18 protein-coding genes are annotated in these 12784 nt (G+C 67.4%); 1 reads left to right on the forward strand and 17 read right to left on the reverse strand.

All coding sequences use genetic code 11. The features are described 5' to 3' along the window. Positions 1-8 precede the first annotated feature (8 nt). From DES47_RS26790 to DES47_RS26860, 16 genes are all read right to left on the reverse strand, one after another. Positions 9-395 (reverse strand): VOC family protein, encoded by a 387-nt coding sequence (locus DES47_RS26790; protein ID WP_133703855.1) that lies wholly within the window; start codon positions 393-395, stop codon positions 9-11. A gap of 64 nt (positions 396-459) precedes the next feature. Then, positions 460-888 (reverse strand): DUF1801 domain-containing protein, encoded by a 429-nt coding sequence (locus DES47_RS26795; protein WP_133703856.1) that lies wholly within the window; start codon positions 886-888, stop codon positions 460-462. Between the two features lie 25 nt (positions 889-913). Next, positions 914-1069 carry a hypothetical protein gene (locus tag DES47_RS28870; RefSeq protein ID WP_166652197.1) on the reverse strand — a complete coding sequence of 52 codons (156 nt, stop codon included), beginning with the start codon at positions 1067-1069 and terminating at the stop codon, positions 914-916. Continuing rightward, positions 1069-1596, reverse strand: coding sequence for a hypothetical protein (locus DES47_RS26800; RefSeq protein WP_133703857.1), 528 nt, complete (start codon positions 1594-1596; stop codon positions 1069-1071). The genes DES47_RS28870 and DES47_RS26800 overlap by 1 nt, the downstream gene beginning before the upstream one ends. Beyond that, positions 1590-2183: a nucleotidyltransferase family protein gene (locus DES47_RS26805; RefSeq protein ID WP_243748480.1), complete on the reverse strand. Its 594-nt coding sequence runs from the start codon at positions 2181-2183 to the stop codon at positions 1590-1592. The genes DES47_RS26800 and DES47_RS26805 overlap by 7 nt, the downstream gene beginning before the upstream one ends. Beyond that, complete coding sequence (locus DES47_RS26810; RefSeq protein WP_133703858.1) at positions 2180-2569, reverse strand: hypothetical protein; 390 nt, start codon at positions 2567-2569, stop codon at positions 2180-2182. The genes DES47_RS26805 and DES47_RS26810 overlap by 4 nt, the downstream gene beginning before the upstream one ends. Before the next feature lie 298 nt (positions 2570-2867). Continuing rightward, positions 2868-3155: a GNAT family N-acetyltransferase gene (locus DES47_RS26815; protein ID WP_166652198.1), complete on the reverse strand. Its 288-nt coding sequence runs from the start codon at positions 3153-3155 to the stop codon at positions 2868-2870. Between the two features lie 81 nt (positions 3156-3236). Next, positions 3237-3455 (reverse strand): DUF6500 family protein, encoded by a 219-nt coding sequence (locus DES47_RS26820; protein ID WP_133703860.1) that lies wholly within the window; start codon positions 3453-3455, stop codon positions 3237-3239. Beyond that, on the reverse strand, positions 3452-4816 hold the full coding sequence (locus DES47_RS26825) for an MBL fold metallo-hydrolase RNA specificity domain-containing protein (RefSeq protein WP_133703861.1): 1365 nt from the start codon (positions 4814-4816) through the stop codon (positions 3452-3454). The genes DES47_RS26820 and DES47_RS26825 overlap by 4 nt, the downstream gene beginning before the upstream one ends. After that, on the reverse strand, positions 4813-5496 hold the full coding sequence (locus tag DES47_RS26830; protein ID WP_133703862.1) for an NAD(P)H-binding protein: 684 nt from the start codon (positions 5494-5496) through the stop codon (positions 4813-4815). The genes DES47_RS26825 and DES47_RS26830 overlap by 4 nt, the downstream gene beginning before the upstream one ends. Before the next feature lie 45 nt (positions 5497-5541). After that, on the reverse strand, positions 5542-6324 hold the full coding sequence (locus DES47_RS26835) for an enoyl-CoA hydratase/isomerase family protein (RefSeq protein WP_133703863.1): 783 nt from the start codon (positions 6322-6324) through the stop codon (positions 5542-5544). Then, positions 6314-7534, reverse strand: a complete 1221-nt coding sequence (locus tag DES47_RS26840) for a CaiB/BaiF CoA transferase family protein (protein ID WP_133703864.1) — start codon at positions 7532-7534, stop codon at positions 6314-6316. Before DES47_RS26840 ends, DES47_RS26835 begins: the two co-directional genes overlap by 11 nt. After that, complete coding sequence (locus DES47_RS26845; RefSeq protein ID WP_133703902.1) at positions 7531-8493, reverse strand: tripartite tricarboxylate transporter substrate binding protein; 963 nt, start codon at positions 8491-8493, stop codon at positions 7531-7533. Before DES47_RS26845 ends, DES47_RS26840 begins: the two co-directional genes overlap by 4 nt. Positions 8494-8569: 76 nt before the next feature. After that, the gene (locus tag DES47_RS26850) at positions 8570-9520 is read right to left on the reverse strand and encodes a LysR family transcriptional regulator (RefSeq protein ID WP_133703865.1); all 951 of its coding nucleotides are present in this window, start codon (positions 9518-9520) and stop codon (positions 8570-8572) included. A 7-nt stretch (positions 9521-9527) separates the two neighbouring features. Then, positions 9528-9968, reverse strand: coding sequence for a VOC family protein (locus DES47_RS26855; RefSeq protein ID WP_133703866.1), 441 nt, complete (start codon positions 9966-9968; stop codon positions 9528-9530). Then, on the reverse strand, positions 9969-10364 hold the full coding sequence (locus DES47_RS26860) for a rhodanese-like domain-containing protein (protein WP_133703867.1): 396 nt from the start codon (positions 10362-10364) through the stop codon (positions 9969-9971). Positions 10365-10406: 42 nt separating this feature from the next. Between DES47_RS26860 and DES47_RS26865 the strand changes: the two genes are divergently transcribed. Continuing rightward, a complete protein-coding gene (locus tag DES47_RS26865; RefSeq protein WP_133703868.1) occupies positions 10407-11465 on the forward strand; it encodes a homocysteine S-methyltransferase family protein in 1059 nt (352 codons plus the stop codon). A gap of 63 nt (positions 11466-11528) precedes the next feature. Here DES47_RS26865 and DES47_RS26870 read toward each other — a convergent pair whose 3' ends face one another. Beyond that, positions 11529-12719: an HD-GYP domain-containing protein gene (locus DES47_RS26870; RefSeq protein ID WP_133703869.1), complete on the reverse strand. Its 1191-nt coding sequence runs from the start codon at positions 12717-12719 to the stop codon at positions 11529-11531. Positions 12720-12784 lie beyond the last annotated feature (65 nt).

Below are 12784 nucleotides of genomic sequence, written 5' to 3' on the forward strand. Positions count from 1 at the left end.
CGTTGTCGCTATTGCCCCGGCGGCGGCTCCCAGAGCTCGATGCGGTTGCCTTCGGGGTCCATCACCCAGGCGAACTTGCCGTACTCGGACTCCTCGACCTTGGCATCGACGTTGCAGCCCTCCTCGCGCAGCAGCGCCACCAGGCCATGCAGATCGGCGACGCGGTAGTTCACCATGAAGGGGCTTGTGCTGGGCGCGAAGTACGTACTGTCGGGGTCGAACACGGTCCAGATCGTCACGCCCTCGCCCTTGGGGTTGTCGGGCCCGGCCCAGGGGAAGGCCATGCCGCCCCAGGCCTCGACGTTCATCCCCAGGTGTTTCTGATACCAGGCGCGCAGGGCGGCCGGGTCCTTGGCCTTGAAGAAGATGCCGCCAATGCCGGTGACGCGTTTCATGCGAACTCCTCAGCCGCAAAGGTGCGGAGTGCTGTTTGTAGGCCAGGCGCCGGGTGGCGTCAACTCAGGCGCCGCTCGGTGGATGGTGAGCGCTGGTCTCCCGCACCGACTGTTCGATCAACTCGCCCAGCACCTCCAGATCGACATCGGCCAGCCGCTTCAGATAGAGACAGCTTTTTGCCACCCTGTGCTTTCCCAGACGCGCCAGCAGGTGCTGATAGCGCTCGAAGCCCGGCGTGATGTACAGCGTCAAGTCAGACTTGCGCGAGGCGAAACCGGTCAGGCAGGCGTCACCCTCATGGCCGCTGGCATAGCGGTAGTGGTAGCTGCCGAAACCGACGATGCTGCTGCCCCACATGCGCGGCTCGCTGCCGGTGGCCCGGCTCATCAGTTCGATCAGTGTCCAGCAGTCCGCGCGCCGATTGGGGTCGGCGATGGCGCCGACATAGGTCTCGACGTTGGCTGCGGTGGGTTTGGTTTTCAGCTCGGTCATCGTTCAAGCTCCATTGCCGTTCTGCTCAATCTGCAGGGCCAGGATCGCCGGCATTGTTCGCAATCTTCTTCCACTCCTCCTGCCCTGCCAACGCACCGCGCGCATTGTCCGCGGACCAGCCGCGTTGCAGCGTCTGCACGTAGCTGGCAAGGCCCGCAAGAAACGCGGTGACGAGTTTCATCAACCAGTGGCATGCCTTGTGCGAGCTGGCCGCTTCTTGCCGGTACTGCACGTGTATGCAGCAAGCAGGGTGCTGAAGAACAAGGTATAGATCGCGAAACCGATCAGCACGGCGTGACTGCGGTTCTCCCAGAGCTGGTGGGTGAAGCCTGCGCCCGCCATGCCGGTCAGATCGCGCAGCAGGGCGAAGCTGGCAAGGTAGGCGCCGATCGGAAACAGCAGCACGGCGTAGGCAAACCAGCGAGGGTAGGGCAGGCTGCGCAACAGCATGCCGCTGATCAAGCCCAGGCCTATCGAGCCGGGTGCCGCCTTGGCGACAGTGATCAGCGCCAGCGCCACAAAGTCGAACGTGTGGCCATCGATCCAAGCAGCCAGCGGCTGCAATGAGTGAATGATGGCGACCAGGGCTTCGGTGGAGAACCAGTTCACTTGATGGTAGGAGGCCCAGAGCGCGTAGCCGGCGAGGGCGCCGGCTGCTGCGCACACGATGCGCTTGGCGAGAGGAACTTTGTGACTCGGGCTCAACATGCCTCAACTCTAACCCGCGGCCAACGCTCGGCATAACGCTTTTGCGCCACGCGTTGGCGATAGGTCGCTATGCTGACGCGTGCCGGATTGCGGCGCACCACCATGCCGAACAAATCATCCAGGCCGTGTGGGGCGATGACCTTCAGCGCGCCATCCGGATCCAGCGACAGGCCCACGGCGGTCGCGTACTCGGGCCAGGAGGCGACCGCGTCTTCGAGCGACAGCAGGGGCAGGACCGCATGACCAAAGTGCGCCTCGAACCAGAGATGGACGCCGGCCTGGTTGGTGACCTCCCATGGCACTGCGGGCTGCAAGGACTGCAGTGTTGACAGCAGGTCGCGGTCTTGTTGCGGCGAGAGGTTGCCTGCATCGAAATAGGCGACGTCCACATCGGCGAGTCGCGACGGCGAGGCCTTGTGGTGCAAAGCGTCCCAAACGAGATTGCGCACAGCGCCTGCGCCAATGCACCAATCGGGCAACGCAAGCGAGCGCACGGCATGAAGCGCATCCATGAACCACGGGCTGGCACTGGCAATCGTGGCAAGTCGCCTGTGCAAATCGGCTGCCGATGCACTGCGATCACTCATTGAATGATCTCGCCCGTGTAGCGATCCCGCGTCGCCCAGAAGCCGCAGGTCGGGCACTTCTCTCCGTCCGGGTAGTCCGTGCCTTCCTCATGGGGACAGCCAATGATCCGGTCCGGCGAGATCACCGACCTGACGCCATGCTGCTGAATGAAATGCACGATCGCCTCATTCACGTCTGGATCCAGCCTGATGTCCCCGCCCTGGCTGTACCAGCGTTCGAGAAAGGCCACCTCACCACCCTCGATCAGAAGAATCCCGACCGCCACCTTGCTGGCCGTCTGGTCATCGGGCCCGTAGTAGCTGACTGTGGCCACGGGGTAGCCTTGAAAGCCCTGCCTGACCTTCTTCCTCAGGCGGTCGCGGAACCAGGCGGCTTTGAATGACATGGGCAACTCCCGGGCTGCATTGCGGCTCAACTGTATGGCCCGGGCAGGGCAGCGCATACCTGCGCTTGCCAGGGGGTCATCAAGGCGCTGTGCGCGTCTCGATGGAGGGCGCCTCGCCGAAAAGCCTGCCCATGTCAGGCCATGACAGCTTTTGACAGGGCAAGCAATTTTCGGCCGATGGATGCCAGGCCGCTGTAGCTTCCGCAACGCCTCCAGGGCTTCGATAGAACGCCACTGCAGGGAGGTTCTGCTCGACGACCGACAGGGCCAGGCTGGCTTCCGGGTAGGCGCTTGCGCACTAGCGTACGGCGTAGGACATCAGCTCGCGCCCAAGGCCTCGGCGATGCGCCTCAGGGGCCACATAGATGTGTTCGATATAGCAGCCGCCATCAACCGGAGCCGCGCGAAACGCGCAGACGAGGCCGAGGCATTTGCCACCCTCGCTGACCACGGCGAGCAACTGGTTCTCGGTTTGCTGCGCAAAGCGCAGCGCCCAGAATGCCTTCTTTTCCTGCTCCAACTGCGGCCCGAGAAGTGATGCTGGCAGCAGGTCTCGGTAGGCGAGCCTCCAGCCGGCCAGCTGCAAGGCGACAAAGGGCGGTAGGTCTGAGGCTGATGCCCTACGTATCTGCATGGGACGCTTGAAAATTGAGGTCGGTGACGCTGCTCAATCGCCGCGCTCGACCATCAGCCTGATCTTCTCCGCCTTCTCGAAATGGTCGAGGCCATGCGTCAGTATCCACCACTGAGCGGCCTCCATCAGCAGCGGCGGGTCGTCATTTCGGTTGGCGAAAAATGCATAGAACGACAGGCCGACACCGGGGCCGTTCTTCGCGATTTTGGTGTTGCAGACCGCGATGATCTTGGCGCTGAGACTCGCCCTCATCCAATGTCCACCGTCTCGCCGTGCTGTGGCACGCGCACCTTCCAGCCCAGCTCGTCCTGGATGCGGCAGCGCAGTGCGTCGCTGGCCTCGGGTTCGCCGTGCACGACATAGACCTGGGCCGGCGCGCGCTTGAAGCCGCGCATCCAGGCCATCAGCCCGTCGGCGTCGGCATGGCCGGAGAAGCCCTCGAGATGGCTGACCTCGGCGTTGACGGTGATGAACTCGCCCTGGATCTTGACCTCGCGCGCGCCGGCGATCAGCTTGGCGCCTCGGGTGCCGCCGACCTGGAAGCCGGGGAAGCAGATGTGGTGGCGGGCATCGGGCGCCAAGGTCTGCAGATAGTTGAGCACCCGCCCGCCGGTGGCCATGCCGCTGGCCGAGACGACGATGGCGCTGTGGCGCGCGACCAGCCTGGCGGTCTTCAACGAGTCGGCCGACTTGCTGATGGTCTTCACGCCATCGCTCAGGTTGGCGATCTCGGCCGAGGACACGCGCAGCAGCTTGCGGTGCTTCAGCGTGATCTCGGTGGCCTCGGTGGCCATCGGGCTGTCGAGGTAGATCGGCACGTCCCAGGGCAGTTCACCGGACTGGCGCAGCCGCTGCAGCACCAGCAGCAGGGCCTGGGCACGGCCGACGGCGAAGCTGGGCAGCAAGACCGTGCCCCCGCGCTTCAAGGTGTTGCGGATGACCTGACCCAGCCGTTGCTCAACATCCTCGGCCGGGTGCAGACGGTTGCCGTAGGTCGACTCGATCAGCAGCACATCGGCTTCGAACACCTGCTGCGGCGCCGGCATCAGCAAGTCGTTGCTGCGGCCCAGATCGCCGGAGAAGACGACGGTCTTGCCGCCTGCCTGCACCGAGATCGCCGAGGCGCCCAGCAGGTGGCCCACCGGCGTGAAGCGGATCTCGGCCCCGCCCAGGCGCAGATGGCCATCGCGTGGCACACCGACGAAATGGGTCAGCGCCTTCCTGGTGTTGGCCGTGGTGTAAAGCGGCAGTGCCTTGTCATGCCGCGAGGTGCCGGAGCGGTTGGCGCGTCGGGCGTCCTCCTCCTGCAGGTGGGCGCTGTCGGTCAGCAGCACCTCGCACAGATCGCGGGTCGCGCCGGTGGAGAAAATCTGACCCTTGAAGCCCTGGGCGACCAAGGCCGGGATATAGCCGCTGTGGTCCAGATGGGCATGGGACAGCAGCACCGCGTCGATGGTGTGCGGTGCCACGCCGAAGGGTGCCCAGTTGCGCTCGCGCAGCACCTTGTAGCCCTGGAACATGCCGCAGTCCAGCAAGAGCCGGCGTTCGCCGGTGTCCAGCAGGTGGCGTGATCCGGTCACGCTGTCGGCGGCGCCGAGAAAGCTCAGTTTCATGGGTTCCCCTGTTCTGCGTTGAAGTCCTGCATCTGGGCGGATTCCAGCACGCTGAAGCCCGGGCCGTCTTGTGCCAGCGCAAGCGCCAGGGCGCCGGCCACCCGGGCTGCGGTGATCGGGCGCCAGCGCTTCGGTATCAGCGGCAGCAGGGGCCCGCTCAGGCGCAGGGCCCAGCGCTCGCCGGCACGCTCGGTCTGGCCCAGCGTCGCCCGGTCGCCGACCAGCAGCGAGGGCCGGGCAATCACCAGCCGGGCAAAGCCCAGCTGCGCCAGCGCCTGTTCCATCTCGCCCTTGACGCGGTTGTAGAACACCGCCGACTTCGGATCGGCGCCGAGCGCCGACACCACGGCGCAACGGCTGGCACCCTGTGCGCGGGCAGCGCGCGCCACGGTCAGCACCGCGTCCAGATCGACGGCGCGAAAGGCCTCCTGCGAGCCGGCCTGGGCGATCGTCGTGCCCAAGGCGATGTAGATGGCCGTTGGCACGGGCAAACGTGCGCCCAGGTCGGCGCGGCCGAAGTCCACCTGGTGCTGGGTCAGCCGCGGGTGGCTGGGCAGGGCCTGGAGCCGCCGCAGCAGCGCATGCACCTGCACCGGCTGGCGGGCCAGCACATCGAGCAGGGCGCGGCCCACCAGGCCGCTGGCACCGGCCACCCAGACCACGTTGCTGCTTGCATTCATGCCCCTATCGTACGCACCGGGGCGCGGTCCGACGAAAGGACTGGGTCAGTCACCCGTCCAGCGGGGCGGCTGCCTGGCCACAAAGGCGGCCACGCCGGCGTGGAAGTCGGCGCTGCCATAGCACTGACGTATCAGGTCATCGCCCTCGGGCATGCGCTGCGCGGTCAAGCGGCGCAGGCCTTCCTTGGACACGCGCTGCGTCACCGGGGCCAGCGCGGCCAGCTCGGCGCAGAGCGTGGCGGCGGCGGCGTCCAGCTCGCCCGCGGCACACAGCTGCTGCAGATAGCCGCAGGCCAGCGCCTCGTCGGCCGAGATCAGCTCGGCGCGCAACAGCATGCGCTTGACGCGCTGTGGGCTAAAGGCCGCCGACAGCCGCGCCAGATTGGCGATAGACAGGCAGTTGCCCAGCGTGCGGGCAATCGGCACGCCGAAGCGGGAGCCGGTGCTGGCGATGCGGAAGTCGCAGGCGGTGGCGATGGCCAGGCCGCCGCCGATGGCAAAGCCCTCGATCACCGCCACGGTGGGCATGGGCAGGGCCTCGATCAGCGCAATGCCCTGGTCGATGCGGCGTTCGTAGGCCACGCCGTCGTCTCCGTTGGAGAAGGACATGAACTGCGCGATATCGGTGCCGGCCACAAAGGCCTGGCCGCCGAGGCCGCGCAGGGTGGCGACCCGCACGCTTCGGTCCGCGGCCAGCCGTTCGCAGATCGCACCCAGCTGCTCGTACATGGTCCAGGTCATCGCGTTGCGCGCGGCGGGGCGGTCGAACACCACCGCCGCCGCGCCCTCGGCAATGCTCAGGCGCACCGCGCCGTCGTCAGAGCTCATGGGCGAAGGCTCCCTGTTGTTCGAGTGTCGCGCGCTCGGCGGCGCCTATGCCCAGTTCGGCCAGCACTTCGTCGGTGTGCTCGCCCAGCAGCGGCGGGTGGCGGCGCACCTGCTGCGGCGTGCCCGAGAGCTTGACCGCAAAGCCGATGTTCGGCACCGTGCCCTCGACCGGGTGGCCTATCTCCATGCGCATCTGACGCACCCGGCCATGCTCGCCCTCGAAGGCCTCGGGGTAGCTGAGGATGGGCCCGGCCGGTATGCCGGCGGCCAGCAGGGTCTCCACCCAGTAGTCGCTGGTCTGCTGCTTGAAGCTCCGCTCCAGCTCGGCCACCAGCGCCAGCCGGTGCTGCAGGCGCAGCGAGACGGTGGCAAAGCGCTCGTCGTCCAGCAGCTCGCGTCGCCCCAAGGTCAGGCACAGCTGGTGCCAGAGCTTCTGGTTGGTCGCACCCATCACGAAGTGGCCGTCCGCGCAGGCCATGGCCTGATAGGGCGCGCTCATGCGGTTGGCCGTGCCCAGGGGCTCGGGTGGGCGGCCGGTGCCCCAGTACTCCGACATGTCCCAGATCGAGAAGGCCATCGCCGAGTCGAACAGCGAGGCGTCGATGTACTGGCCCTGGCCGGTGGCCTTGCTGCCGATGTGGGCGGCCAGCATCGCATAGGTGGCGAACAGCGCGCAGCCGATGTCGGCCACCGGCACGCCGGCCTTGACCGGGGGGCCGCCGGGGTAGCCGGTGACGCTCATCACGCCGGACATGGCCTGGGCCATCAGATCGAAGCCCGGCCTATTCGCCCAGGGCCCGGTCTGGCCGAAGCCTGAGATGCTGACGTAGACCAGACGCGGGTTGATCTTCTGGCAGTCCTCGTACGAGATGCCCAGCCGCTTCATCACCCCGGGCCGGTAGTTCTCGACCAGGATGTCGGCGCTCTCCACCAGCTTGAACAGCAGCGCCCGCCCCGCCTCGGACTTCAGGTTCAGGGTCACGCTGCGCTTGTTGCGGTTCATGTTCAGGAAGCCCATGCTGTCGCTTCCCTTCATCTTGAAGCCCATGGCGCCGCGGGTCTGGTCGCCACCCTTGGGCGGTTCGATCTTGATCACGTCGGCGCCCATATCGCCCAGCAGCATGCACGCATAGGGACCGGCCATGACCTGGCTGACGTCGAGCACCCGCACGCCGGCCAGCGGCTGAGGGCGTTCAGGCTGAGTTGTCATGCGTCCACCTTGACGTTGGCGTCTTTCACCACCTTGGCCCATTTGCGCGACTCGGCCTGCATGAAGGCACCGAACTTGTCGGCCGAGCCGCCGCCGTCCTCGGCGCCGTACTGGCCGAAACGTTCCACCACATCGGCCATGGCCAGCACCTTGTTGACGTCTTCGTTGATGCGGCGCACGGTGGCCACCGGCAGCTTGGCCGGGCCGACCAGGCCGTACCAGGTGGTGGCCTCGAAACCGGGGAAGCCGGATTCGGCCATCGTCGGCACGCTGGCATGGCCGGGGCTGCGCGCCAGCCGTGTCTGCGCGATGGCAATTGCCTTGCCGCTCTTCACATGGGGGGTGGCGGCGGTCATGGTGTCGAAGCTGTACTGGATCTGGCCGCCCATCAGGTCGGTCAGCATCGGGCCCGAGCCCTTGTAGGGCACATGGATGGCGTCGACACCGGCGGCCAGCTTGAACATCTCCAGGGCCAGGTGTTGCGCCGAACCGTTGCCGGCCGAGCCGAAACCGATCTTGCCCGGGTTCTTGCGGCACAGCTCGACCACGTCCTTGACGCTGCGTGCCGGTTGCTGATCGCCGCAGATCAGCAGATTGGGCGTCACACCGACCAGGGCGATCGGCGAGAAGTCGCGTTCGGCCACGTAGGGCATCTTCGGGAAGATGGCCGGGGCGATGGCATGGCTGTTGATATGGGCCATCAGCAGGGTCAGGCCGTCTGGCGCCTGCTTGGACACATAGTCGGCGGCGATCACGCCGGTGGCGCCGGCGCGGTTCTCGACCAGCACCTGGGTACCCCACATCGTCGACAGCTTCTGCGCCATCACCCGGGCCAGGATGTCGGTGCCGCCACCGGGGGCGAAGCCGACGATGATGCGCACCGGGCCGGCGGGCTGGGCGCGGATCATCGGTGCTGCCAGGCTGGCGGCAGCGGCCAGGGCGAAGGTTCTGCGTCGAATCATGTGCGTGTCTCCGGACATCCCGCTGGCTGCGGTGCCTGCGGACTATCCGACGCCGCCGCCCCGGCGGCCATCGCTATTTGGCCGAACCTGCGTTCGCGTTTTGCGATGACGCCAGCACCGCGAGCACGCCGCGCGCCGCCGTCGACAGGGCCTCGGGGGCCTGCAGGCAGAGCAGGAACTGGCGCAGTGCCCAGGACTCGTGGATGGGAATGCGGCGCAGGCCCGGCGAGCGGGCGATCGCCGCGGCCACGGCCATCGGCATCACCGCGATGCCGGCGCCCTGGGCCACCATCGCGGCCATGCTGTCGAAGCTGCTGACCCGGGTGCGCATGCGCAGCACCCGGCCGGCCTCGGCGGCATGACGGGCCAGCGCGATGGCGATGGCCGAGCCTTCCTCCAGGCCTATCAATTCCCAGGGCAGGATGTCCTCAAGCGTCACGCTGGCCAGGGCGCCCAGCGCATGGTCGCGCGGCGCCAGCACGATCAGCCGGTCTTCGCGATAGGGCTGGGTGGCCCATTCGACCGGGCCCATCGTCGCCTCGAAGATGCCCAGGTCGGCGGCATGGCGGTCCATCGCCTGGAGCACGCCCTGGCTGTTCATCTCCTGCAGCTCGATGCGCACGCCCGGGCAGGCCTGGGCGCAGCGCTGCAGATCGGCGGGCAGGAACTGCAGCACCACCGACTTGCAGGCGGCGATGCGCACCACCCCCTTGACGCCATGGCGGTAGGACGCCGCCTCGTCCTGCATGCGGCTGGCGGTGTGCAGGATGCTGCGCGCATGGACCAGCAGCGCGCGGCCGGCCTCGGTCAGCGCCATGCCGTGGGGGCGGCGCTCGAACAGCGGCAGGCCGAACTGGGTCTCCAGGTCCTGGATGCGCCGCGACACCGCCGCGCCGGCCAGGGCCAGCCGCTCCGAGGCCTTGGTCACCCCGCCCAGCTCGGCCGTGGCGACGAAGACCTTCATCGAGGTCAGATCGAACTGGAGTTGCGCCGGCGGCCGGCCCTGCGCGGCGTCTTTGGCCATGGGTCGCTCAGGCCCGGTCCCAGCCGTCGTGGCGGTCGCGCCGCTCCTGGCGGTAGTTGGTGACCTCCAGCCGCACGCCGTCCGGGTCTGTGAAGAAGGTCGCCCAGTAGTCGGGGGCGTAGTCGGGATAGTTCTTGGCCGGTGTCGCGGCAATGCCGGCGGCGATCAGCTGCTCGGCAACAGCCTGCACATCGGCGATGTTGTCCACCCGCAGGCAGAAATGGTGCAGGCCCGGGGCATAGGGCTCGTGCGGGGTCTGGACGCGTGCCGGCCGCAGCACGAAGCCGAACAGCCGGTTGTAGTACTGCACATGGGGCTCGCCGCCCAGCGTGAAGCGGTTCTTGCGAAAGCCCAGCGTCTGCATCAGCACCTGGTCATAGAAGGCCTCCGAGCGCGCGGGGTCGGACACGGTGATGTAGATGTGGTCGATGCCGGTGACTTCGGCCATTTACATCTGCTCCCAAGGCAGGCCGTCATGGCGCCAGCCGTTCAGGCTGCCGCGGCGGAAGTTCTCGTCCAGCTCGCCCTCGAAGCCGTGCACCACGTTCACCACCTCGGTGAAGCCGGCCGCCTCCAGCGCCTCGCCGGCCGGAATCGTGCGCCTTCCCGAGCGGCACAGCAGCACCACCGGCTTGCTCAGGTCGCCACCGGCTTCTCGAGTCACCTGGCGGGCGAACTGGGCCGCATCCACCTGCATCTCGGGGTATTCGTACCAGGGCACATGGACGACGCCGGGCGGGTGGCCCACATAGAGGTATTCGATCTCCATGCGGACATCGACGAACAGGGCATCCGGGTGCTCGGCCAGGTATTGATGGGCTTCTTTGGGCAGCAGATGCTTCATGGATTCCTGTGGGGTTTTGACTGACTTGCTAGGATGCCGGACATGAACGCATCGCCCAACCCTCGTTACACCCGCGCCGCCGCCCTGCCTGGCATTCTGCAACAACGCATCGTCGTGCTCGACGGCGCCATGGGCACGATGATCCAGCGCTACAAGCTGGGCGAGGGCGATTACCGCGGCACGCGCTTTGCCGACCATGGCAAGGACCTGAAGGGCAATAACGAGCTCCTGCAGTTCACCCGCCCCGATGTGATCAGCGAGATCCACGAGCAATACCTGGCCGCCGGTGCCGACATCATCGAGACCAATACCTTCGGCGCGACCACGGTGGCGCAGGAGGACTATGAGCTGGCCCATGTGGCGCGCGAGATGAATGTGGTGGCCGCCCGGCTGGCCCGCGCCGCCTGCGACAAGTTCAGCACCCCGGATCGCCCCCGCCTGGTGGCCGGCGCCCTGGGCCCGACGCCGCGCACCGCCAGCATCAGCCCCGATGTCAATGACCCCGGCGCCCGCAATGTGGACTTCGACACGCTGCGCGCCGCCTACTACGAACAGGCCAGCGGCCTGCTGGAGGGGGGGGCCGACCTGTTCCTGGTCGAGACCATCTTCGACACGCTGAATGCCAAGGCCGCGATCTTCGCGCTCGACGAGCTGATGGAAGACACCGGTGAACGCCTGCCGGTGATCATCTCCGGCACGGTGACCGATGCCTCGGGCCGCATCCTGTCGGGCCAGACGGTGACCGCCTTCTGGCACTCGGTGCGCCACGCCCGGCCGATCGCCATCGGCCTGAACTGCGCGCTGGGCGCGACCCTGATGCGCCCCTACATCGAGGAGCTTGCCAAGGTGGCCGGCGACACGTTCGTGAGCTGCTATCCGAACGCCGGCCTGCCCAACCCGATGAGCGACACCGGCTTCGACGAAACCCCGGAAGTGACCGGCGCGCAGATGGAAGAGTTCGCCCGCAGCGGCTTCCTGAACATCGTCGGCGGCTGCTGCGGCACGACGCCGGACCATATTGCCGCGATCGCGCAGCGGGTCTCGGCCTACAAGCCGCGGCTGCGGGGCCAGAAGATGTTCAGCGATTTGTTGGCGGCGTGATCGGGTAGGCCCCGGATTGCATCCGGGCTACGGTAGCCCGGATGCAATCCGGGAAGCCAGCAGCTAAGACAGCTTCAAAAGCCGCTCCATATTCAGCCGCAGCCGCAGCTCATGCGGCGCCACGCTACCCGTCACCGCCTGGGTCTGCAGGCGGGTGTCGCGCACGGCCGGTTCGCCCAGCGGCGTGCCGCTCTTGCTGACCACGCTGGCCACCAGCGGCGCATTGGCCGCGCGGCCGCGCTTCAGCACCACCGCCACCTCGCCATTGGCCAGCCGCACCAGGCAGCCCGGCGGATAGATGCCCAGCGCCTTGATCAGCGCCGCGCCGGCCTCGTCGGCCTGCTTGTTCTCGTCCAGATAGGCGGCCTGGGCCGCGGCCGAGGCGGCCAGTGCCCTGCGGTTGCGGCGCGGGCTCAGGCGCGAGCCGAACACATCGGCGCGCTGTATCAGCCGCGCCAGTTGCTGCCCGGGCGGGCGCTTGGCCAGCGGGCCGGGCACGTGAGCGTGGTGGAAGAACACAGCGTCCAGCCACAGTGGCTCATGCACGCCCAGGGTCTGCAGCAGATCCATCGAGGCCTGGGCGTGGTCGTTGATCTTGCTGCGCTGCTCGGCCGTGACCGGGTCGATCTGCTCGGCCAGCAGGTCCTGCAGGCCGGTGGTGGCGATATTCATCGTCAGCGCGGCCAGCTCCAGCGGGCGCTGCCAGTCCAGCGCCCAGGGCAGTTGCTGATAGGCCATATGGCAGGCCACCATCACCAGCATCGCGTGGCTGGCGCTGTAGTGGCGGATGTCCAGGCTGGCCTGGTGTATCAGCTGCAACAGGCTGCCGTCGGCATCGTTCTTCAGGTGCCAGAGCATGTCTTCGCGCAGTTTCTCCAGCCGCGGCAGAAAGTCCTCCGGCTTGGGGTCGCGCAGCAGCGTGTGGGCGCGCATCTGCAGGTCGGGCCAACCGGCCACCGTCTCGGCCTTGGCGCCCTCGGCGCTGACCTTGATGTCGGGCTTGGCCTTGGCGATATTGCCCAGCAGCTGGTCCTGGCGCACCATGGCATCCATCGCCTGGGCGAATTCCTTGCGGTAGGCCTCGGACTCCTGTTCGTCCACCCACAGGCCGCGCGCCACCATGGCCTCCAGTTGGGCCTGGGAGCCTACCGTCTGGCCGCGGGCCAGCAGCAGATGGCCGGCGGCGTCGCGCAGTGCAAACGGCAGCGGGCGGCCGGGGCGCACGCTGTTGGTGGGCAGGGGGATCAGGCGCACTGTGCAGTCTTGGGGGTAGTTACTGGAATTTCGGCGAGTCTGGGGCAAGCTTGAACCGATCGCAA

Origin of the sequence: Roseateles toxinivorans (genome assembly GCF_004362525.1) — a bacterium.
GTDB classification, from domain to species: domain Bacteria; phylum Pseudomonadota; class Gammaproteobacteria; order Burkholderiales; family Burkholderiaceae_C; genus Paucibacter; species Paucibacter toxinivorans.

Coding starts and splice junctions, on each gene's coding strand:
- DES47_RS26790 (WP_133703855.1), bottom strand. CDS start 395: ATGAAACGCGTCACCGGCATTGGCGGCATCTTCTTCAAGGCCAAGGAC.
- DES47_RS26795 (WP_133703856.1), bottom strand. CDS start 888: ATGACCGAGCTGAAAACCAAACCCACCGCAGCCAACGTCGAGACCTAT.
- DES47_RS28870 (WP_166652197.1), bottom strand. CDS start 1,069: ATGAAACTCGTCACCGCGTTTCTTGCGGGCCTTGCCAGCTACGTGCAG.
- DES47_RS26800 (WP_133703857.1), bottom strand. CDS start 1,596: ATGTTGAGCCCGAGTCACAAAGTTCCTCTCGCCAAGCGCATCGTGTGC.
- DES47_RS26805 (WP_243748480.1), bottom strand. CDS start 2,183: ATGAGTGATCGCAGTGCATCGGCAGCCGATTTGCACAGGCGACTTGCC.
- DES47_RS26810 (WP_133703858.1), bottom strand. CDS start 2,569: ATGTCATTCAAAGCCGCCTGGTTCCGCGACCGCCTGAGGAAGAAGGTC.
- DES47_RS26820 (WP_133703860.1), bottom strand. CDS start 3,455: ATGAGGGCGAGTCTCAGCGCCAAGATCATCGCGGTCTGCAACACCAAA.
- DES47_RS26825 (WP_133703861.1), bottom strand. CDS start 4,816: ATGAAACTGAGCTTTCTCGGCGCCGCCGACAGCGTGACCGGATCACGC.
- DES47_RS26830 (WP_133703862.1), bottom strand. CDS start 5,496: ATGAATGCAAGCAGCAACGTGGTCTGGGTGGCCGGTGCCAGCGGCCTG.
- DES47_RS26835 (WP_133703863.1), bottom strand. CDS start 6,324: ATGAGCTCTGACGACGGCGCGGTGCGCCTGAGCATTGCCGAGGGCGCG.
- DES47_RS26840 (WP_133703864.1), bottom strand. CDS start 7,534: ATGACAACTCAGCCTGAACGCCCTCAGCCGCTGGCCGGCGTGCGGGTG.
- DES47_RS26850 (WP_133703865.1), bottom strand. CDS start 9,520: ATGGCCAAAGACGCCGCGCAGGGCCGGCCGCCGGCGCAACTCCAGTTC.
- DES47_RS26855 (WP_133703866.1), bottom strand. CDS start 9,968: ATGGCCGAAGTCACCGGCATCGACCACATCTACATCACCGTGTCCGAC.
- DES47_RS26860 (WP_133703867.1), bottom strand. CDS start 10,364: ATGAAGCATCTGCTGCCCAAAGAAGCCCATCAATACCTGGCCGAGCAC.
- DES47_RS26865 (WP_133703868.1), top strand. CDS start 10,407: ATGAACGCATCGCCCAACCCTCGTTACACCCGCGCCGCCGCCCTGCCT.